General features: G+C 64.9%; 17 protein-coding genes. 6 read left to right on the top strand and 11 right to left on the bottom strand.

The genetic code is table 11. From position 1 onward, the window contains the following. Positions 1-77 precede the first annotated feature (77 nt). The 10 genes from ppdK to DBW_RS04970 form a co-directional block, all read right to left on the bottom strand. Positions 78-2,738, bottom strand: coding sequence for a pyruvate, phosphate dikinase (gene ppdK, locus DBW_RS05015; protein ID WP_066725138.1), 2,661 nt, complete (start codon positions 2,736-2,738; stop codon positions 78-80). A 303-nt stretch (positions 2,739-3,041) separates the two neighbouring features. Next, positions 3,042-5,105, bottom strand: a complete 2,064-nt coding sequence (gene glyS, locus DBW_RS05010; protein ID WP_066725135.1) for a glycine--tRNA ligase subunit beta — start codon at positions 5,103-5,105, stop codon at positions 3,042-3,044. 39 nt (positions 5,106-5,144) lie between these two features. Further along, a complete protein-coding gene (gene glyQ / locus DBW_RS05005) occupies positions 5,145-6,014 on the bottom strand; it encodes a glycine--tRNA ligase subunit alpha (RefSeq protein ID WP_066725129.1) in 870 nt (289 codons plus the stop codon). Positions 6,015-6,158: 144 nt separating this feature from the next. Continuing rightward, positions 6,159-6,914 (bottom strand): DNA repair protein RecO, encoded by a 756-nt coding sequence (gene recO / locus DBW_RS05000; RefSeq protein WP_066725127.1) that lies wholly within the window; start codon positions 6,912-6,914, stop codon positions 6,159-6,161. Positions 6,915-6,970: 56 nt separating this feature from the next. After that, on the bottom strand, positions 6,971-7,222 hold the full coding sequence (locus tag DBW_RS04995; protein ID WP_066725125.1) for a CDGSH iron-sulfur domain-containing protein: 252 nt from the start codon (positions 7,220-7,222) through the stop codon (positions 6,971-6,973). Positions 7,223-7,262: 40 nt separating this feature from the next. After that, positions 7,263-8,618: a magnesium transporter gene (mgtE, locus tag DBW_RS04990; RefSeq protein WP_066725123.1), complete on the bottom strand. Its 1,356-nt coding sequence runs from the start codon at positions 8,616-8,618 to the stop codon at positions 7,263-7,265. A 131-nt stretch (positions 8,619-8,749) separates the two neighbouring features. Next, complete coding sequence (gene ydiK / locus DBW_RS04985) at positions 8,750-9,865, bottom strand: AI-2E family transporter YdiK (RefSeq protein ID WP_066725121.1); 1,116 nt, start codon at positions 9,863-9,865, stop codon at positions 8,750-8,752. Between the two features lie 19 nt (positions 9,866-9,884). Next, positions 9,885-10,328, bottom strand: a complete 444-nt coding sequence (locus DBW_RS04980) for an Lcl C-terminal domain-containing protein (protein ID WP_066725120.1) — start codon at positions 10,326-10,328, stop codon at positions 9,885-9,887. A gap of 119 nt (positions 10,329-10,447) precedes the next feature. Beyond that, positions 10,448-11,116 carry a response regulator gene (locus DBW_RS04975; protein WP_066725118.1) on the bottom strand — a complete coding sequence of 223 codons (669 nt, stop codon included), beginning with the start codon at positions 11,114-11,116 and terminating at the stop codon, positions 10,448-10,450. Beyond that, positions 11,113-12,570 (bottom strand): ATP-binding protein, encoded by a 1,458-nt coding sequence (locus tag DBW_RS04970; protein ID WP_335339863.1) that lies wholly within the window; start codon positions 12,568-12,570, stop codon positions 11,113-11,115. The genes DBW_RS04975 and DBW_RS04970 overlap by 4 nt, the downstream gene beginning before the upstream one ends. A 222-nt stretch (positions 12,571-12,792) precedes the next feature. On the opposite strand from DBW_RS04970, the gene DBW_RS04965 reads away from it, so the two are divergent. Further along, positions 12,793-13,242 carry a Spy/CpxP family protein refolding chaperone gene (locus tag DBW_RS04965; protein WP_066725116.1) on the top strand — a complete coding sequence of 150 codons (450 nt, stop codon included), beginning with the start codon at positions 12,793-12,795 and terminating at the stop codon, positions 13,240-13,242. A 436-nt stretch (positions 13,243-13,678) separates the two neighbouring features. On the opposite strand, the gene DBW_RS04960 is transcribed toward DBW_RS04965, so the two are convergent. Further along, positions 13,679-14,728 (bottom strand): IS110 family transposase, encoded by a 1,050-nt coding sequence (locus DBW_RS04960; RefSeq protein ID WP_066723639.1) that lies wholly within the window; start codon positions 14,726-14,728, stop codon positions 13,679-13,681. A gap of 359 nt (positions 14,729-15,087) precedes the next feature. Here DBW_RS04960 and DBW_RS04955 point away from each other — a divergent pair, with 359 nt between their 5' ends. The 5 genes from DBW_RS04955 (at position 15,088) to DBW_RS04935 (ending at position 19,933) form a co-directional block, all read left to right on the top strand. After that, positions 15,088-16,482: an MFS transporter gene (locus tag DBW_RS04955; protein ID WP_066725114.1), complete on the top strand. Its 1,395-nt coding sequence runs from the start codon at positions 15,088-15,090 to the stop codon at positions 16,480-16,482. Positions 16,483-16,561: 79 nt separating this feature from the next. After that, positions 16,562-17,347, top strand: a complete 786-nt coding sequence (locus tag DBW_RS04950) for an ABC transporter permease (protein ID WP_066725112.1) — start codon at positions 16,562-16,564, stop codon at positions 17,345-17,347. Positions 17,348-17,371: 24 nt separating this feature from the next. Next, a complete protein-coding gene (locus DBW_RS04945) occupies positions 17,372-18,028 on the top strand; it encodes an ATP-binding cassette domain-containing protein (protein ID WP_066725110.1) in 657 nt (218 codons plus the stop codon). Beyond that, positions 18,025-18,996: an MlaD family protein gene (locus tag DBW_RS04940; RefSeq protein ID WP_066725107.1), complete on the top strand. Its 972-nt coding sequence runs from the start codon at positions 18,025-18,027 to the stop codon at positions 18,994-18,996. Before DBW_RS04945 ends, DBW_RS04940 begins: the two co-directional genes overlap by 4 nt. Beyond that, the gene (locus tag DBW_RS04935) at positions 18,989-19,933 is read left to right on the top strand and encodes a tetratricopeptide repeat protein (protein WP_066725104.1); all 945 of its coding nucleotides are present in this window, start codon (positions 18,989-18,991) and stop codon (positions 19,931-19,933) included. The genes DBW_RS04940 and DBW_RS04935 overlap by 8 nt, the downstream gene beginning before the upstream one ends. Positions 19,934-19,955 lie beyond the last annotated feature (22 nt).

Genomic DNA, 19,955 nt, shown 5'->3' with positions numbered 1-19,955 from the left:
AATGGCCAAAAAGTTCGGCCCCCGGGAACAAGCCGGGGGCCGAGTGCTAATGCCGGTGGGAGGAAAATCACCCTGGCTTACTTCTCCTTCAGCACCGCGTGGGCCGCGGCGAGCCGGGCGATGGGAACCCGGAAGGGGGAGCAGGAGACGTAGTCGAGGCCGATCTGGTGGCAGAAGATGACGCTGGTGGGCTCGCCGCCGTGTTCGCCACAGATGCCGAGCTTGATGTTGGGGCGGGTGGCGCGTCCCTTCTCGCAGCCCATCTGCACCAGCTGGCCGACGCCGGCCTGGTCGAGCGCCACGAAGGGATCGACCGGGAAGAGCTCCTTCTCGACGTAGAAGGGAAGGAACTTGCCGGCGTCATCGCGGGAGAGGCCGTAGGTGGTCTGGGTCAGGTCGTTGGTGCCGAAGGAGAAGAACTCGGCCTCTTCGGCAATCTTGTCGGCGGTCAGCGCGGCGCGCGGCAGTTCGATCATGGTGCCGATCAGGTACTCGACCTTGACCCCGTACTTGGCGATTACCTCGTCGGCGACGCGGACAGCGTTGGCCTTGAGGACCGCCAGCTCCTTCACCTCGGCGACGAGGGGAATCATGATCTCGGGGACGATCTGGTACCCCTCGTTCTTGATCAGTTCGCAGGCCGCCTCCATGATCGCCTGGACCTGCATGTCGTAGATTTCGGGGAAGGTGATGCCGAGGCGGCAGCCGCGGTGACCGAGCATCGGGTTGAACTCATGCAGAAATTCCGCCTTGTTCTTGAGGATCGCGGGCGTCACCTTCATCACCCCGGCGAGTTCCTCGATCTCCTTGTCGGTGTGCGGCAGGAACTCGTGCAGCGGCGGATCGAGCAGGCGGATGGTGACCGGCAGCCCCTTCATCTCGCGGAAGAGGCCGAGGAAGTCCCCTTTCTGCATCGGCAGGATCTTGGCCAGGGCCTTCTTGCGCCCCTCGAGGTCGGCAGCGAGGATCATCTCGCGCACCGCCATGATCCGCTCTCCTTCGAAGAACATGTGCTCGGTGCGGCAGAGGCCGATCCCCTCGGCGCCGAACTCGCGCGCGACCTTGGCATCGTGGGGGGTGTCGGCGTTGGTGCGCACCTTGAGGCGCCGGATCTGGTCGACCCAGGTCATCAGCTTGCCGAAGTCGCCGGAAAGCTCGGGCTGCACCGTCGGCACCGCCCCCTTGATCACTTCGCCGGTGGAACCGTCGAGGGTGATGATTTCCCCCTTCTTGATGACGGTGCCGTCCCTGGTGGTGAACTGCTCATTGCGGTAATCGACCTTGATGTCGCCGCAGCCGGAGACGCAGCACTTGCCCATGCCGCGGGCGACCACCGCCGCGTGGCTGGTCATGCCGCCTCTAGCGGTCAGAATCCCCTGGGCGGCGTGCATGCCGTGGATATCCTCGGGGCTCGTCTCGACCCGCACCAGGATCACCTTGAGGCCGATTTTTGCGGCATTCTCGGCGTCGTCGGCGGAGAAGACCACCTCGCCGCCGGCCGCGCCGGGGGAGGCGGGCAGCCCCTTGGCGATGACATCCTTCTTCGCTGCCGGGTCGAGGGAGGGGTGCAACAGCTGGTCAAGCTGGGACGGCTCGACGCGCAGCACCGCTTCCTGCTCGCTGATCAGCCCCTCGCTCGCCATATCGACGGCGACCTTCACCGCCGCCCTGGCGGTGCGCTTGCCGTTGCGGGTCTGCAGCATGAAGAGCTTCCCTTTTTCGATGGTGAACTCGATATCCTGCATATCGCGGTAATGCTTTTCGAGGATGGCGCGGATTTTCACCAGCTGGCCGTAGCACTCGGGCATCACCTCTTCCATCGACGGCAGGGTACCGTCGCCGCCGGCCCTGTTGATCGGCTGCGGGGTGCGGATGCCGGCGACCACGTCCTCGCCCTGGGCGTTGACCAGGAACTCGCCGTAGAAGTAGTCCTCGCCGGTCGCCGGGTCGCGGGTGAAGGCGACGCCGGTGGCGCAATCATCCCCCATATTGCCGAAAACCATCGACTGGACATTGACCGCGGTTCCCCATTCGGCAGGGATGTTGTTGAGCTTGCGGTAGGTGATGGCGCGGGGATTCATCCAGGAACCGAAGACGGCGCCGATGGCGCCCCAGAGCTGCTCTTCCGGATCTTCGGGGAAGTCGCGGCCGAGCTCCGACTTGACCTGCTGCTTGAACAGGCCGACCAGTTCCTTGAGGTCGGCGGCGGTGAGCTGGGTATCCTGGTGGACGCCGCGCTTCTCCTTCATCTGCTCGAGGATATGCTCGAGGATGTCGCCGTCGAGATCGAGGACGACGTTGGAATACATCTGGATAAAGCGCCGGTAGGAGTCGTAGGCGAAGCGCTCGTCACCGCTCTGGGCGATGACCCCCTGCACGGTGGTGTCGTTGAGACCGAGATTGAGGACGGTGTCCATCATCCCCGGCATCGAGGCGCGGGCGCCGGAGCGCACCGAGACCAGCAGGGGGTTTTTGGCGTCGCCGAAGGTCTTCCCCATCAGCTTCTCGACCCGCGCCAGGTGCTCGGCCACTTCGCCTTTGAGGCTGGCGGGGTAGTTGCGGTTGTTCTTGTAGAACTCGGTGCAGACCTCGGTGGTGATGGTAAAGCCTGCCGGCACCGGCAGTCCGATGCTGGTCATCTCGGCCAGGTTGGCGCCTTTGCCGCCGAGCAGGTTCTTCATGTCCCCTTTGCCTTCGGCCTTGCCGTCGCCGAAGAAATATACGTACTTCGCAGCCATCAACCTCTCCTCCTCAGAATGATTTGGCCGGGAGCGTCAGTGCCCCCATGTTTCCCCGTTTTATGGATGCCGGAACAGCCGGCGGAAAAATAGAAATATACCGGAACGGTGTTGGGTTTCATTTCAATGAATCTCCCCGCAGCAAGCTACGGGGTATCAAAAGTTTAGATTGATCGCTTTCATCGAAGCAAGCTTCGGGGAATTCGACCCACCTGAGATTCAACCCAACCTACACCAACGGAACGATGAATCGGTAGGTTGGGTTGAGCGCAGCGAAACCCAACACATTCCGCAGCTCGCGGTTCAGGCGATGCGCGAGAAGTCGGCGATCCCCTCGAACAGCCGCGCCACCCCGGTGAGCAGGGCAAGGCGGTTCTCTTTCACCTTTTCGTCCTTGGCCATGACCATGACGCCGTCGAAGAAGGCATCGACCGGGGCGCGCAGGCCGGCGATGGTGCGCAGCGCCGCCGGGTAGTCGCCGGCGGCGACCTGCTTGCCGACTTCGCCGGCGGCGGCAGTCAGCGCCTGCTGCAGGGCGTGCTCGCATTCGGCTTCGAAGAGCGCCGGGTCGACTGGGGTGGCGATCCCCCCCTTGATGATATTGACGACGCGCTTGAAAGCGATGGCCAGCGGTTCGAAGTCGGCGCGTCCCTTGAGCTCGGCGAGAGCCTTGACCCGGGCGACGGCGTCGACGACGTCGTCGAAGGCAGCCGAGAGGACCGCCTCGATAACGTCGGCCGGATAGTCCTGGCCGGCGAGCAGGTTGACCAGGCGCAGGCGGATGAACTCGACGACCTCGGCCCGGACCTCGGCCGCGGGGCGGGTCAGCTTCCCTTCCAGCAGGGCGACGCTCTGGCGCACCAGCTGCGGCAGGGAGAGGCGGAAGCCCCGGTCGAGGATGATATTGAGGATGCCGATGGCGCTGCGGCGCAGGGCGTAGGGGTCGGCGGTGCCGGTCGGGATCAGCCCGACGCCGAAGCAGCCGCAGATGGTGTCGATCTTGTCGGCGATGGAGACGAAGGCGCCGACGTTGTCGGACGGCAGCTCGCCGCCGGCGCCGGTCGGCAGGTAGTGCTCAAAGATCGCCAGCGCGACCCGCTCTTCCTCCCCTTCGAGGCGGGCGTACTCGCGCCCCATCACCCCCTGCAGCTCGGGAAACTCGTAGACCATCCCGGTCTCGAGGTCGCACTTGGCAAGGAGCGCGGCGCGCTCGGTGAGCCCCTTCACCGCCGGGTCGAGCTGGTCGGCGAGGCCGACGGCCAGCTCCTGAAAGCGCATCACCTTCTCATAGCTGGTGCCGAGCTTCTGCTGGTAGACAACATTCTTCAGCGCCTCGAGACGGCTCTCGAGCTTCACCTTCTGGTCTTCGCTCCAGAAGAACATGGCGTCGGAGAGGCGCGCCCGCAGCACCCGCTCGTTCCCCTTGATGACAACCGAGGGATCGGTGGGACGGGTATTGGAGATGGTGATGAAGTGCGGCAGCAGCTGGCCGTCGGCGCCGGCGACAGTGAAGTAGCGCTGGTGCTCGCGCATCGAGGTGATCAGCAGCTCCCGCGGCAGCTGCAGGAAGCGCTCCTCGATCGAACCGCAGAGCGGGGTAACGTCCTCGACCAGGTAGCTGACCTCGTCGAGCAGCTCGGGGTCGGGGTTGACGGTGCCGCCGACCTGCTGGGCTGCGGTGACAATCCCCTTTTCGATCAGCGCCCGGCGCTCGTCCTTGTCGACCATGACGAAGCGCTTGGCAAGCTCGGCCTGCCACTGGGCGACAGTCTCGACCACGAACTCCTCACTGGCCATGAAGCGGTGGCCGCGGGAGCGGTTGCCGGCGCTCAGGTTGCCGAAACCGAAGGGGACTACCTTGCCGCCGAAGAGGGCGACGATCCAGTGCACCGGCCGCGCGAAGCGGATGTCGAGATCCTTCCAGCGCATCGACTTCTTGAAGGGGATCGCGGTGATCACCCGCGGCAGGATCTCGGGAAGGAGCTCGGCGCTCGGCCGGCCCTCTTCGACCTTGGAGAGGTAGAGGTATTCCCCCTTGTCGGTGGTCATGCGCGACAGCGCGGCAACTTCGACGCCGTTGGCGCGGGCGAAGCCTTCGGCGGCCCGGGTCGGCTTACCGTCGGCATCGAAGGCGACCTTCACCGAGGGGCCGGCGACGGTCAGCTCCATGCGCTCCTGGAGGTCGGCGACCCCCTGCACGGCGATCGCCAGCCGTCGCGGCGTGGCAAAGGTGCGGATGGCGCCAAAGCCGATGCGGGCGTTCTCGAGCTCCTTGCGCAGCAGGCGCTCGAGGTCCTGCATCGCCGGGCGCAGAAAGCCGGCGGGAATCTCTTCGGTACCGATTTCGAGGAACAGTTCAGCGGACATGGAAACTCCAGAGATGGGTAAGCCGGACCTGGCCGGCCGTTACTTTTTCAGCAGCGGGAAACCGAGCTTCTCGCGCATTGCCACGTACCCCTCGGCGCAGAGGCGCGCCATGTTGCGCACCCGGCCGATGTAGCTGGCGCGCTCGGTGACCGAGATCGCGCCGCGCGCATCGAGGAGGTTGAAGGCATGGGAGCACTTCATCACATAGTCGTAGGCCGGCAGCACCAGCCCGGTCTCGACCAGGCGGATCGCTTCCTTCTCGTACATGGTGAAGAGGTTGAGGAGCATCGAGACATCGGCCTGTTCGAAGTTGTAGGTCGAGAATTCGACCTCACTGCGGTGGTGGACGTCGCCGTACCTGATCCCCTTGACCCACTCCAGATCGTAGACGTTGTCGACTCCCTGCAGGTACATGGCGATACGTTCGCAGCCGTAAGTGATTTCACCGGAGACCGGCTTGAGGTCGATGCCGCCGGCCTGCTGGAAGTAGGTGAACTGGGTGATTTCCATACCGTCGAGCCAGACCTCCCACCCCAGCCCCCAGGCGCCGAGGGTCGGCGACTCCCAGTCATCCTCGACGAAACGGATGTCGTGCCTGGCCGGGTCAATGCCGAAGCTCTTCAGCGAATCGAGGTAGAGCTCCTGGATGTTCATCGGCGACGGCTTGAGAATCACCTGGAACTGGTAGTAGTGCTGCAGGCGGTTGGGATTCTCGCCGTAACGGCCGTCGGTGGGACGGCGCGACGGCTCGACGTAAGCGACGTTCCACGGTTCGGGACCGAGGACGCGCAGGAAGGTGGCGGGGTTGAAGGTGCCGGCCCCCTTTTCGACGTCGTAGGGCTGCTGGATGATGCACCCCTGTTTGGCCCAGTAGTTCTGGAGCGAAAGGATGAGGTCCTGAAAGGTCACGTTGCCTCCGGAAAAAGACGGTTCCGGTCCGCCGGGGCGGACCGTGAAAAGTATACTGTATACAAAGCGACAGGCGAAAAATTCTAGCCCTTTTGCCCCTGGCTGTCAAGCCAAAGAGCCAGGAAAATCGCGGCTGAAGCGCACTTAATGTGGGGGCTGACGCAGCACCTCGTCGAGGAAGGCGAGGGAGCGGATCGGCTGATGCAGATGTTCGCGCAGGGCGTTGCCGACCAGCGCCGCGCCTTCGGCCAGGGTGGTCGCCGAGAGGCGCACCCCGGCAAAGGCCGTCACCGGTCCGCGCAGCAGCCGCGACAGGGTGCCGATGGTGAGCAGATCGACGGCGATCCGCCCCGGCCCGCAGGCGGCGCAGAGGCTGCCGCCACGGGCGGCGTCAAAATCGACCATTCCCGGAGCGAGGGGACCGAAGCACTCGGCACAGTGGAGCAGGTGGGGGATGTAGCCGGCGATCTCGATCAGCCGCAGCTCGAAAAGAAGCCGCGCCACCGGCGCCGCGCCGCCCGCGGCGAGATGATCGAGGAACGAGGCAAGCAGCAGGTAGGCCTGTTCCTGCCCGGTCTGGTCCCCCAGCAGCGCCGCGACCAGTTCGCAGCCGTAACCGGCCAGCGCCAGCGCCACCAGGTCGCCGCGCAACCCGGAGCGCAGATCGACCAGCTCCGCCTCGCGAAGGGAAGCGAGCCGCTCCCCTTGCGCCGGCACCCAGTGCATCCGCACCTGGGCAAAGGGCTCCAGCGCCGCGCCGAAGCGTTTGCGGCTCTTGCGCGCGCTGCGGGCGAACCCCTTGCAGACACCATGCTCGGCGCTGAAGAAGGTGACGATACGGTCGGATTCGCCGTAATCGATATGGCGCAGGATGATGGCGTCGGTGCGCAGCAGGTTCATGGAGGGGCTCGGCAGGGGAAGTGTACCGGGGGGAGGAGACTGGCGTGGGCGTGGGCTTACTCCCGCCCCGCCAGCGACACCCCGCAGCTGCCGTCGCAGAAAGGCTGGTCGCCGCTCAGGCCGCAACCGCAGAGGTAAACCTTCTGCCGCTTCTTGATCTTGAACTGGATCGGCGAGTTCTCCGACCCGCTGTGGGACTCGTCGCAGAACGGGAGGTTCTGGGACTTGCCGCAGGTGCAGCGGTAGTAGGTGCCGGGGTCGAGGGTGAGGCCGATCGGCATCCCTTCGACGGGGGTCTCTTTGCTCATGGGCGGCTCCTTGAATTGGTAATCGGCATAATGGCCGGCGTCAGTGCAGGAATTTCAAAAATATCGTCGCGGTACCGAAATAGATGAGAATGCCGGTGATGTCGTTGGCAGTCTGGACAAAAGGGCTGGAGGCGATGGCGGGGTCGATACCGATCTTCTTGAAGAAGGAGGGGGCAAGGACCCCCATGCAGGCGGCGACGGTCATTGCCGCCACCATCGCCAGCGCCACCACCAGACCAAGGGCGATATTGTGGTGCCAGATCAGCGCCACCAGGCCGACAGTGACGCCGCAGACGCCACCCATGATCACCCCGACCCGCAGCTCCTTGAAGAAGACCTGCCTGAGGGTCGAAAAATCGATGCGGCCGGTGGCGAAGCCGCGCACCACGATGGTCGAGGACTGGCCGCCGACGTTGCCGCCCATGCCGGTGATAACCGGGATGAAGGAGATCAGCGCGATGACCTCGGCGAGGGTCGCCTTGAAGAGCCACATCAGGTAGCCGGTGATGATGCCGCCGAAGAGATTGGTGATCAGCCACGGCAGCCGCAGCCGGGCGATCTTGAAGGAGCGGTTGCCGTAGAGGAGCTCCTCCTCGCTGGCACCGGCCATCTTGTAGATATCCTCGGTCGCCTCCTGGCGCATGACGTCGATGACGTCGTCAACGGTGATCAGACCCATCAGCTTGTTGGCGTCGTCGACGACCGGGATGGCGAGGATGTTGTACTTGGCGACGAGGTGGGCGACCTCCTCCTGGTCCATGTCGGTGCGCACGCTGATCACCTCGCGCCCCATGATCTCCTTGAGGAGTTTCTTCGGCGAGACCGTTAGCAGCTGGCGCAGAGAGAGGACGCCGACGAGGTGGTTGTGCTCGTCGGTAACGTAGAGGTAGAAGACCATCTCGACGTCGCCGGCCTGCTGCACCGCCTCGATCGCCGCCTGAACCGAGAGGTCCTGGTTGAGGGAGAAGATCTCCGTCGACATGATGCCGCCGGCGGTGTCCTCGTCATAGAGGAGGAGCTGTTCGATCTCCTCCGAGTCCTCGTCCTGCATGATGCCGAGGATCTCTTCGGCGAGTTCCTCGGGCATGTTGCGGATGATGTCGACGGCATCGTCGTAGGGCATCTCCTGCAGGACTTCGGTGATCGTCTCCTTGTCGATCTGCTCTAAGAGCTGGGCGCCGGTAGCGTGATCGAGTTCCGAGAGGACGTAGGCGGCGGTCTCGGGGTTATCGATCAGGTTGAAGAGGATCTTCTGTTCCTTGAGATCGAGATAGCGGAAAAGATGGGCAATATCCGCGGGATGGGACTTGCCGATCACCTTGGAAAGGTTGGGACTCGCCCCCCGGCGGATCAGCTTGCGGACGGTGTCGAGGAGAAGCTGGAGTTTCTGGTCCATAGCGCATGCCTTTTCGGGGCGGGGGGAGACGGAAAGGAAAAACGTGTAACTCTAACACCGGCCAGGAAAGGGTGTCAATCGCCCGCCAGGGCTTTTAGGGTGGGGACGCGACGGCGGAAGAGGGTCCGGACTCAGTTTTCGCCAGCCGGGTTGTCGCCCGCAACGTCTGCCCGGGCCGAGGCGACCTGCGCGGTGGAATGGTCGCCGATCCAGGCCATCAACAGGGTGTAGGAGACCGCCAGCACCACCGGTCCGATGAACAGCCCGATAATGCCGAAAGCGAAGAGACCACCGAGAACGCCACCGAAGATCAGAATCAGGGGGAGGTTGGAGCCGCGTTTGATCAACATCGGCCGGAGGAAGGCATCCAGATTGACTACCACCAGGGACCAGACCAGAAGGACCGTCCCCCACAGAATGTCGTCCTGCCAGTAAAGCCAGATGACCGCAGGGACCAGCACTGGCAGTGGCCCGATCTGGGCGACGGTCAGGACGAAGACCAGAGCGGTCAGCAGGGTGGCGAGGGGAATGCCGGCCAGGGCGAGCCCGAGGCCGGCGAGAATCGACTGGACCAGGGAGGTCACCACCACGCCGAGAGCGACCGCCCGGATTGCCAGACTCGCAAGACGGACGCTGGTCTCTCCCTGGCTCCCGGCGACCTTGTGCGCGAAGCGGACCAGGGTCTGACCCGCCTGCTCGCCCCGGGCATATAGGAGCGCCGAAAGCCCCAAGGTCAGCAGGATGTGCACAAACATCATGCCGAAACTTCCCGCTTTGGCCGCCAGCCACCCCCCGGTACTTTTCAGGTAGGGGGCAAACCGGCCGCTCCATTCCTCCGGTGGCATGGCCGCCAGATGCTGCCACCCCCCGGCCAGCTTCGGTCCGACCAGCGGCAGCCCGCCCAGCGAGGCGGGCGGCGCAGGGAGACTGAGTTGGCTCAGCGACTTGGCCCAGGCACCGATCTGCGGCGCATGGTCGACGATGGTGCCGATAGCCAGAGCGAAGGGGATGACGAAGACGAGGAGCATGGTCCCGGTCATCACCAGTACCGCCAGGTAACGGTTCCCCCGCAACCGCGCCTGAACCCCAAGCAGGAGCGGCCAGGTAGCAACCACGATCATGACCGCCCAGGCCAGGGAGAGGAGAAAGGGGCGCAGAATCCAGAAGCAGGCCGCAACCATCAGGCAGAGGAAGAAGATCCCGAGGGTGGCGCGGGTCAGGTCGATGGCGGGCGGGCGGTTGGTCATGATCTGGTCCTCGGGGGGCTCAATGCACGCAACGCACGAAATTCATCCGGCCGACGTCGTCGAGGCCGGCGAGGCCGCTGCCGAAACCGACGGTCCAGGCAAAGGTGTCGAACTTCGTATCCCGCTCCGCGGTCCAGTACTTGAGCGCCTTGGTGAGGGGGAAGAGGGTTTCGTCGATCAGGGGCGCCGCGCCGTCCTTGCGCAGCAGGGATTGAAGTTCCGGCCGGTGGGGAAGGCGCCAGCCCTGAAGGCCGCCCAGGTTCAACTCCTGGCAGTAGATCTCGGCGTTGCTCCAGGAACGCGGCGTCCCGTCGTCCATGGCCTGCCAGACCAGCCCCGATTGGCGATCGCGGACGGTGCCGTCGGCGCGGGCGACGAAGTCGGCCGCGTGGCCCGCAGTTGCCAGGAGCAGGAGGAGACTGCCAAGCAGGGCCAGGTACCGAAGATTTATGATTTGAAACATAGCGTTGTTCTCCTAGTCGTTGCGGGGATTCCTGAGAGGCCGTTGCCATCCGAACCTGGATTCTGGCCAAAAATAGATGCTTTCCAAAGGGTTGTCGCTGCCTTATTTCGCGGATTGTATCAATATTCAAATTTATAGCCAACACTGTACACCGAATGAACCAGCTCGGCCGTGGTATCGATATCGGCAATTTTTTTCCGCAGCTTCTTGATATGGCTGTCGATGGTGCGATCGCTGACAATGCGCTGGTCATGGTAGATGCGGTCCATGAGCTGCTGGCGGGAGAAGATCCTCCCGGGATGGGCGAAGAGGAACTGCAGCAGGTTGAACTCCAGGGCAGTCAGCCCGAGGTCGCGGCCGTGCAGAGTAGCCCGGTAGCGCTCGGGATCGAGGATCAGCCCCGCGTCCACCCCGTCCCGCCCCTCGCCGGTCCGGCGCAGCACTGCCTTGACCCGGGCCACCACCTCCCGCGGCGAGAAGGGCTTGCAGATGTAGTCGTCGGCGCCGAGTTCGAGGCCGAGCAGGCGGTCGATCTCCTCGATCCGAGCCGTCACCATGATGATCGGCACCGCACAGAAGCTGCGCAGCTCCTTGCAGACCTCCAGTCCATCGCGACCCGGCAGCATCAGGTCGAGCAGGACCAGCGCCGGCGCCGCTGCGCGCACCCGCGGCGCCACCGCCAGGCCGTTATCGAGGCGCTCACTGGCAAAGCCGGCCTGGTGCAGGTAGTCGGCGAGGAGCGCGGCGAGTTTCGGTTCGTCTTCGACGATCAGGATGGTGTCGTTCATGCGCTCGCTCCGGCGCGGGGCAGTTCCACCTGGATCCAGACTCCGCCGAAGGGCGAAGGCCGGGCGCTGATGCTGCCGCCGTGGGCCTCGGCGATATTGCGACAGATCGCCAGTCCGAGCCCGGCGCCACCGCTGGCCCGGTTGCGCGAGCCTTCGCCGCGGTAGAGCCGGTCGAAGAGCTTGTCGAGATCGGCGGACGCGACCCCGGGGGCGCTGTCGAAAAGGTCGAGGGTGGCCCGCGCCCCCGCAGTCGAGAGGTTGACGGCGAGCCGCCCCCCCGGGTCAGTATAGCGCAGACTGTTCTCGAGGAGGTTGCCGAGGAGCTGGTACAGCCGTTCTCCGTCGGCGAAGAGGGGAACCGGGCCGGGCGGCAGCGTCACCACCAGAGAGAGCTCCTTGCGCCCGAAGGCGTCGCGGTAGCCCTCGACCACCGTTTCCACCAGCGTGCGCAGGTCGAGCTTTTGCTTGCGGTAATTGAGAGCCCCGAGATCGGAGAGGGACAGCTGGTAAAGGTCGTCGACCAGTCGCCCGAGGTGGAGCACTTCGCTGTGCAACGAACCGATTGTCGCCGGACCGGGCTGGCGGACGCCGTCTTGCAGCGCCTCGATCTCGCCGCGCAGGATCGCCAGCGGGGTGCGCAGCTCGTGGGAGATATCCGCCACCCACTGGCGGCGCGCCGCTTCGTTCTTCTCCAGGGTGAGGGCGAGGGCATTGAAGTCGGCGGCGAGCTGGCCGAGCTCGTCGCGGGAGGTCACCGCGACCCGCGTGCCGTATTCGCCGGCGGCGAGGCGATGGGTCGCCGCCGCCAGCGCCTTGAGGGGGCGCACCAGGCGCTTGGCGAGGGGGAGGGCGAGGAGCGCGGAGACCAGCAGCATGACACCCGCGATCAGCACCAGGCCGAGGCGCTGCTGGCGCACGAAACGGAGCTGGCTGGCATCGGCCAGGCCCTGGCGTGGCAACAGACCGAGATAGCCGATCACCTGCGCACCCTGGCGCAGCGGGCGCAGGTTGAGGTCGGGCGGCGCGGGTGGACCGAAGATCGGCTGCCGGTCGCCATCAAGCAGCAGCACCCGCAATTCAAAGCGCTGCTCCAGGCCGGGCGGACCCTCCCGCGGCAGCGGCGGCTGGCCGCGCTCGGCACGGCGCTCGAGGCGCCGCTCAAGGCGCTGCAGCCGCTCACTGTCGACCGTTCCCGGCGGCAGGGTGCCGACCATCAGGCGCAACCAGGCGGCCGGATCACGCTGCAGAAAATCCCAGCCCCCTTCCCGTTCATAGGCCTGCTGCAGCTCCCCGGCGAGGCTCTCCAGGCGTTCCTCCTCCAGGGTATTGATATACTGCAGGAATCCGCGGTTGAAGCTCCACTGCACGATGACGTACATGCAACCGACGACCACCACGGTAGCGGCGAGCATGGCGAGAAAGAGACGGTATCGGATTCCTAACTTCAGCATCATGGTCTCCGGGATAGGAATTGCTTCACCTCTCTCCTACCACACCTGCAGCGGAAAAAATATCCCTTCGCCCCGCTCCACCTCGCCTTTTCACATTTCTTCCACAATTGCTGCGCATTCGGTGCCTAGCCTTGACTCAACTCAGGTGGAGCGGAGCGACGTCACCGCACCGCAAAAGCATCCTATCGGGTCGAACCGCGACCCCACAACCAAGGAGATTGCGCCATGAAAAAATCGTTGTTACCGATCCTGCTGTTCACCGCCACCCTCGTCGGTGGCTCTTTCCTCCCCCTCGCGGCGAACGCCGCGCAGCCAGGAAACGAACGCCGCCAGGGCGAAGGGCGGGACCAGCGCCAGGAGCGCATGGCCGAAATCCTCGGTCTCAGCGCCGAGCAGCAGGCGAGCATCGCCGCACTCATCGAGGCGGAGCGCGCCGCCAACGCCCCGCTGCGGGAGCGGCTACGGGCCAACCGCGAACAGATGCACCAGGCGGTCACGGCGGAAACCTTCGACGAATCCGCGGTCCGCGCCCTGGCGGCCAGCCAGGTGGCCGACCGCACCGAGCTCCTTGTCAGCCACGCCCGCGCCCAACACTTATCAGGCCCCCGGCCGTCAAGGGTAAAAAAGTCCGATAACGAAAAAGGTTTTCCCTCCCGTTCTTTGACATGCGACTGATCACTTAAGAGCCAACCGGGTTCCGGCTTGGGATTCTCTTCTGGCTGCAGACGAATTCTGCTCCAAACACTTATCGAGGCTCTTGATGCAGGGGCCGGTCTTTGTCGACCTGGTTCTCCCTGCCGCCTGGAATCACGCTCGTGCCCTCATGCCGTCCCAATCAAAATAGCGAGGTCCATCTTGGTGCCGATGGCCGCAGTTAGGTGCGGGATCGGGGAAGGGGCAGAATCCGGCGCGGGCCCTTTGGACCATCGCGCAAGCTGTTGGAGCGGGGCGGACCTCCAATCAAAACAAACCGGCTGGCGGAAGTTGGCGGATGATGCGGCCCAAGTCGGGCTGTTGGCCCAGAAGTCTGCGCTTGCTTATGGCCGCCGAGCTTATCTCGCCGCTGTGGTTGCCTCCAGTTAGACGGTCTGGCTGATCCGCCCCCTCCGCGTCAGGCGGCCTTGCGCAGGAACCTGTCCTGGTCGAAGGGCACCTGATTTTTGAGCATGTAATAGACGGCACGACCGAGACGATGGGCCAGGATGGCCAGGGCTTTCCCCTTGCCGTGCTTGCTGGCCAGGCGTTGCAGCATGGTTTGAGCCGGCTTGTTCCCTTTGAGCATCAGCACCACGGCCTCGCCAAAAGCCCAGCGCAGATGGGCGTTGCCGATCTTCTTGCCCGAATGGCCATAATGCTTGCCGTTCGATTCCTTGCCCGGCTTGACCAGCCGGCAATAGGAGGCAAAGTCCTGCTCGCGGGGGAAGCGGGCGATGTCCTCGATCTCGTAGAGCATCACCATGCCGAGGATCTTGCCGACCCCGGGAATCGATTTGAGCAGCGCCAGGTTGATCGGATCATGACCGGTGGCGATGCGCTCCAGTTCCCGCTCCAGTCGATCCAGCAGCTGTTCGTAATGTTCGATGGTGAGCAGGTCGACCTCGACCATGCGACGTACCACCGAATCGGGAAACTTTTTGAGCAGATCACCGCGCTCGCTCGGTTTGGCGATACGTCCCAGCGGCTCGGGGAGGTTGTACTGGGTGGCGGTGTTCTGGATGTGGGCGAAGAGTTCGCCCCGTTTGCGGGCGAGATGATTGCGGCGGCGCAGCAAGTCCCTCGTCGCCCGCATCGGCTTGGGGTAGGTATAGGCCAGCGGAAAAGAACCGCCGCGCAGCAGTACGGCGATCTTGTGGGAATCGATGCGATCGTTCTTGGCCTTGCCGCCGTGAATTGCCTTCATGTAGAGGGCATGACCGAGGACGAAGTCAATCTCCTGCTCGGTGCACAGATCGGCCAGCCAGTACCAGGTAAACATGCACTCGCAGCCGACCACGATGCCGGAGCGGTAGGGTTTGATCAGTCGCAGGAAGTTTTTCGGTTTGGTCGGGATGTTCTGATGAACCACCACCTCGCCGGTCGCATCAAGGATGCAGACGTACATGGCGTCTGCATGCAGATCGACGCCGCAATAGAATTGGTGCTGTTTCGTGTAGAATTTCATGGTGCAGGCTCCTTTCTTTGAGAGGGTTTCTTGTTTCTCAAAGGATACCGGATGGTCCGGTATCTATGGAGGGGGCCTGCACTAGTATCACAACATTCAGGCGATCCTCACCCCCGAACAGCGCGTTCTGGCAGAGAAACTGCGCCCCCTGCTGCACAAGGGACCGGGCCAGCGCCACCGCCACGGCGATGAAAGCCCGGAACTGTAACCCCACCAGGGTCCGGCCTGCGCTTTGCGGGCCGGACCAGCCTCCCAGCGCCCGTGAACCCGATCTCTGTTCCGGAACACACCTCCCCCTTTCCCCCTGCCCTGCGCCGTGCTAAGGTGGGCGCCATTCCATCTCGCCGCAGGAAGCGCCCATGTCGCAAACCGTCTCCCGCAGCGCCACCCTGCTGGTGGTCTGTACCGCCCATTTCCTGATGCCCTTCATGATGTCGGCGGTCGGCGTCGCCCTGCCGGCCATCGGCCGGGAGTTCGCCGCCAGCGCCCGCCAGCTCGGGCTGGTGGAGACGACTTACGTCCTCTCGGCCTCAATCTTCCTGCTTACCATGGGGCGGCTCGGCGACATCCACGGCCGGCGCCGCGTCTTCCAGAACGGCATCGCCCTCTTCACCCTCGCCGGCGGGCTCCTCTCCCAGGCCTGGTCGATCGAATCGCTGATCGCCTTCCGCTTCCTGCAGGGGATGGGGGGCGCAATGGTGATGTCGACCTCCCTGGCGATCGTGGTCTCGGTCTTTCCCGGCGCCGAGCGCGGCAAGGCGCTCGGCATCGCGGTGGCGGCGGTCTACGCCGGCATCTCCTGCGGACCGCTGATCGGCGGCACCCTGGTCGCCGCTTTCGGCTGGCGCGCCATCTTCTACTGCAGCGTGCCCCTGGGCCTGGCCGCCTTTCTGGTGACGCTGCGCAAACTGCGCGGCGAATGGGCCGAGGCGAAAGGGGAACCCTTCGACTGGCGCGGCAGCCTGGTCTACGCCGCCGGCATCCTGCTGCTGATCAGCGGCGCCTCCAACCTCGAACAGGGGTACTGGGCCTGGGGGCTGCTCGGGCTGGGTGTTATCGTCCTGGCCCTCTTCGTAGCACTGGAGCGGCGCTGCCCCTTTCCGCTCCTCAACATCACCCTGCTCACCGGCAACCGGGTCTTTGCCCTGAGCAACCTGGCGGCCCTCTTCAACTACGCCGCGACCTTCGGCGTCACCTTCTTCCTCAGCCTCTACCTGCAATACGTCAAGGGTTTCGATCCACGCCAGGCCGGCCTGATCCTGATCCTGCAGCCGGTGACCCAGAGTCTCCTCTCGCCGGCCTGCGGACGGCTCTCCGACCGCATTCCCGCCCCCTGGGTGGCGACCGCCGGCATGGCCCTCTGTGCCGCCGGGCTCGGGCTTGCCGCCAGCGTCAGTGCCAGCTCGCCCCTCGGCCTGATCCTCGCCCTGCTCACCCTGCTCGGCCTGGGCTTCGCCCTCTTCTCCTCCCCTAACATGAGTGTCATCCTCGGGGCGGTCGCCCCGCGCTACCTCGGCGTCGCCACCGGCCTCTCGGCGAGCATGCGCACCCTGGGGATGATGACCAGCATGACGATCATCACCATCATCTTCTCGGTGCTGATGGGGGACCGGCCCATCGCCGCCGAAACCCTCCCCGACTTCCTGCGCAGCATGCGCAGCGCCCTCCTGGTCTTCTGCGGGCTCTGCGTCGTGGGCATCTTCTGCTCGGTCGGCCGCGCCGTCGCCCCCCGCCCACCTGCAGATCACGGTTGATTCCCCGGGCAGATACCCTATAATCGACGAGTTGCCCCCATCTACGCGCTCCGGCCGGTCGCCGCGGGAGAAACTGCCTGTGACCTTCTTTGCCACATTTGGCCACTGGGCCCTGAAAAAAACATCCCAGCTTCTGGCAACCCTGCGACTGATCCTGGCGGCCCTGTCCGGGGTGGCGGGTTTGCGCAACCAGGCGACCACCCCGGTTTTGCTCAAGCAGATCTACTTTACCGGCTTCGAGTCGGCCAAGGTCATCATCGTTATCTCGATGGCGATTGGCACCGTCATCATCGCCCAGGTGATGCTCCTGGTCGGCAGCGCCAATGCCTCCCTCACCGGCAAGGTCCTGATCTGGACCGTCGTGCGCGAGCTCGGGCCGATGCTGACCGCCCTGATCGTGATCGCCCGCAGCGGTGCAGCAATCGCCTCCGAACTCGGCACGATGAAGCTCAATGGCGAGGTCGAGACCCTGCTGGGACTCGGCATCTCCCCGATCGCCTACCTGGCGACCCCGCGGATTCTCGGCGGCATGCTTGCCGTCTTCGCCCTGACTGTCTATTTCGAGGCCGGCGCGATTCTCGGCGGGGTGCTGGTCGCCTCCTTCGGCTGGCACCTGCCGCTGGAACAGTTCTCCCAGGGGCTCTACGCCGCCCTCACCCTGCAGGACCTGGCCATGAGCGCCGTCAAGAGCCTTCTCTTCGGGCTTTTCATCACCGCCGCCGCCTGCCAGCAGGGACTGGCGGTGGGCCGCAGCGCGACGATGATCCCGCAGGCGGCGACTCTCGGCGTCATGCACAGTCTCTTTCTGGTCTTCGTTCTCGACGGGATCGTGACCCTGACCTTCCAGTATCTCCATGCCGGCTAGGGCCCCCTGGAGGCAGAGCGAACCATGACCGATACCCTGGTTCTCGAAAACCTCAGCGGGTGGGAGGAGATCGCCCCCTTCAACTGCCGCGTCCCGGCAGGCGGGATGGCGGTCATCCTGACGCCCAAGGATGAATACAACAGCGACCTCGCCCGGCTCCTGCTCGGCCTGGTCCTGCCGCCACAGGGGCGGGTCGAACTCTTCGAACGGGAACCGGGCAGACTGAACGAACGGGACGGTCGGGAGCTGCGCCGCCGCATCGGCACCGTCGCCGCCGCCGGTGGCCTGATCTCCAACCTCAAGGCCTGGGAGAACCTGCTCCTGCCGACCCTCTACCACCGCAAACTCTCGCGGGAGACCCTGGCGAGTGCCGGGCGCGCGGCGCTTGACAGGGTCGGTTACCAGGGGCAGGAGATGGCACTGCCGGGGTTGATGAACCTGTTTCAGCGCAAGCAGGTCGGCTTCGCCCGGGCGCTTCTTCTCGATCCCGACCTGATGATCTACGAATCGCTCCTGTTCGGCCTCAACCAGCGGGAGCGCAACCTCCTGCTCGACATCGCCCGCAGCTTTCACGGTGAGAAGGCCGGGAGGACCTCCCTCTTTCTTACTTCGGACCCGGGTCTGCCCCGCCTCCTTCCCGAGGCCGAGGTCCATTACCTGACGAAGGGATTGCAGCCATGATCGAGGAGGTCGATACCAGGTTTCGCCATCTGGAAACCAAGATCGGCCTGTTCCTGGCGCTGGCGCTGGCCGCCTGCCTGGGAGCAGTCTTCTATATCGGCACCGCCAGTGACCTGTTCACCCCCAAGTATCTGCTGCACTTCACCGTCGACAAGGGGACCGGGTTCGCCGCCGGCATGCCGATCAAGCTCTCCGGTTTTCGCATCGGCCGGATCGAGGATATCGCCCTCAACCAGGACGCCCGGGTCGACATCCAGGTGCAGATCGCCAGGAAGTACCAGCAATGGATCCGCGCCGACTCGGTAGCGCGCCTCGCCAAGGAGGGTCTGGTCGGCGACGAAATCATCGAATTGAGCGTCGGCTCCCCGGACCAGCCCATGCTCGAGGACGGCGACCTGCTCACCTTTGAAAAGACCAAGTCCCTTGAGGAACAGGCCGCCGAGATCGCCGACAAGGTCAAACCGGTGCTGATCGAAGTCGCCGAGATCATCGCATATATCAACGACCCGGACGGGGATCTCAAGCAATCGCTGCGCAACATCCAGGTCCTCAGCAACGACTTGAAGACGATCCGCGGCGAGGCGGGACGCCAGCTCACCACCACCGTCGACAATCTCAACCTGACCATCGACAAGGCTGCCTCGATTCTTGGCCACTCGCAGGATTCGCTCCACGCTTTCGAGGCAACGCTGGGGAATGTCGACCGCGTGGTCGGCGAGGTCGAAACGAGTTTGCCGGACCTGCTGCAGCGTTTTGATCGGATTCTCGGCAACCTCGAAGCAACTTCCTGCACCCTGCGCCAGGTTGCGACCGAGGCGGCGCCGCAGATTCCCGAGCTTCTCGCCGAAGTCGACGGCAGTGTCAAGGAGGCCCGGCAGGTGATCGGTGCGGTGCAGGACATCTGGCTGATCCGCGGCAACCTGCCGCAGGAGAAGCCGCTGCTGTTGCCGGGAGACAGTCATGAATAGGGAGACCACGGGCTTCGGGCCGGCTGCCGGCAGGGTCGTACTGCTGTTCCTGGCGCTCCTGTTCAGCGGCTGCGCGAGCACCAGCCCCCCCCAATCGCCGGCCCTGCAGGCCGCCGTCGCCGAAAGCCGGCGCGGGATCGAGGCCGAGAGCCGCGGCAAGCCGCGGATCGCCCTCGCCGCCTTCAACCGGGCGCTGGACGGATACGCCGCCATCGAGGATACCCCTGGCGTGGTCAAAAGCCTGGTCAATATCGCCCGCCTCGAGCGCCGCGGGGGGAACAGCGAGGCGGCCGCCACCCACATCGAGCGCGCCCTGGCGCTCAATCCTGATAATCCGGCCCTGGCGGCGGAGCTCCGCTTTGAAAAGGCGCTGCTGCTTCTCGACCGTGAAGAACCGGCCGTCGCGCTGGTCTGGGCGCAACAGGCCCTCGCCACGGCACCGGCGGCGGAACGGGGCCGCGCCCGCAACCTGGTGGCGCGCATCCTGCTGCTGCAGGGGGAGCGGGACCAGGCTGCCGCGGCGGCGACCCGGGCCCTTTCCGAACTCGCGGGGCCGCAACTGGCCGAGCGGGCCAACGCCCACCGCCTGCTCGGCGAGATCGCCCTGGCCGGCGGCCAGGCCGTCGGCGCCGAAGCTGAATTCAACCAGGCCCTCGCCCTCGACAAGGAGGCGGGGCTCTGTCCGCGCATCGCCGCCGACCTGCAAGGGCTGACCCGCGCCGCCGACCTGCGTCAATCTCCCGGAGAGGCGATGGCGCTGCTCCAGCGCGCCTTCACCGTCGCCAGCGCCGGCGCCGAATATCCACTGGCCATCCAGCTTCTCGACGACCTCGCCACCCGTTATCGGGCGAGTGGGGACAGCAGTGCCGCGCAACAGCTCGCCAGAGAACGGGAACGCCTCGCCCAGCTGGTGAATGGTGGCGACCTGCCCCGCTGATTTCCTCCCGCCAGGTCCCCAA

It is taken from the genome of Desulfuromonas sp. DDH964 (genome assembly GCF_001611275.1).
In the GTDB taxonomy this organism is placed as follows: Bacteria; Desulfobacterota; Desulfuromonadia; order Desulfuromonadales; family DDH964; genus DDH964.
The sequence above is the reverse complement of the archived record's forward strand: the minus strand, read 5'-3'. Positions and strand labels throughout refer to the sequence as shown.

Coding starts and splice junctions, on each gene's coding strand:
- DBW_RS04945 (WP_066725110.1), top strand. CDS start 17,372: ATGACCGATACCCTGGTTCTCGAAAACCTCAGCGGGTGGGAGGAGATC.
- DBW_RS04940 (WP_066725107.1), top strand. CDS start 18,025: ATGATCGAGGAGGTCGATACCAGGTTTCGCCATCTGGAAACCAAGATC.
- DBW_RS04995 (WP_066725125.1), bottom strand. CDS start 7,222: ATGAGCAAAGAGACCCCCGTCGAAGGGATGCCGATCGGCCTCACCCTC.
- recO (WP_066725127.1), bottom strand. CDS start 6,914: ATGAACCTGCTGCGCACCGACGCCATCATCCTGCGCCATATCGATTAC.
- glyS (WP_066725135.1), bottom strand. CDS start 5,105: ATGTCCGCTGAACTGTTCCTCGAAATCGGTACCGAAGAGATTCCCGCC.
- DBW_RS04955 (WP_066725114.1), top strand. CDS start 15,088: ATGTCGCAAACCGTCTCCCGCAGCGCCACCCTGCTGGTGGTCTGTACC.
- DBW_RS04965 (WP_066725116.1), top strand. CDS start 12,793: ATGAAAAAATCGTTGTTACCGATCCTGCTGTTCACCGCCACCCTCGTC.
- ppdK (WP_066725138.1), bottom strand. CDS start 2,738: ATGGCTGCGAAGTACGTATATTTCTTCGGCGACGGCAAGGCCGAAGGC.
- DBW_RS04970 (WP_335339863.1), bottom strand. CDS start 12,570: ATGATGCTGAAGTTAGGAATCCGATACCGTCTCTTTCTCGCCATGCTC.
- ydiK (WP_066725121.1), bottom strand. CDS start 9,865: ATGACCAACCGCCCGCCCGCCATCGACCTGACCCGCGCCACCCTCGGG.
- DBW_RS04975 (WP_066725118.1), bottom strand. CDS start 11,116: ATGAACGACACCATCCTGATCGTCGAAGACGAACCGAAACTCGCCGCG.
- DBW_RS04960 (WP_066723639.1), bottom strand. CDS start 14,728: ATGAAATTCTACACGAAACAGCACCAATTCTATTGCGGCGTCGATCTG.
- DBW_RS04980 (WP_066725120.1), bottom strand. CDS start 10,328: ATGTTTCAAATCATAAATCTTCGGTACCTGGCCCTGCTTGGCAGTCTC.
- mgtE (WP_066725123.1), bottom strand. CDS start 8,618: ATGGACCAGAAACTCCAGCTTCTCCTCGACACCGTCCGCAAGCTGATC.
- DBW_RS04935 (WP_066725104.1), top strand. CDS start 18,989: ATGAATAGGGAGACCACGGGCTTCGGGCCGGCTGCCGGCAGGGTCGTA.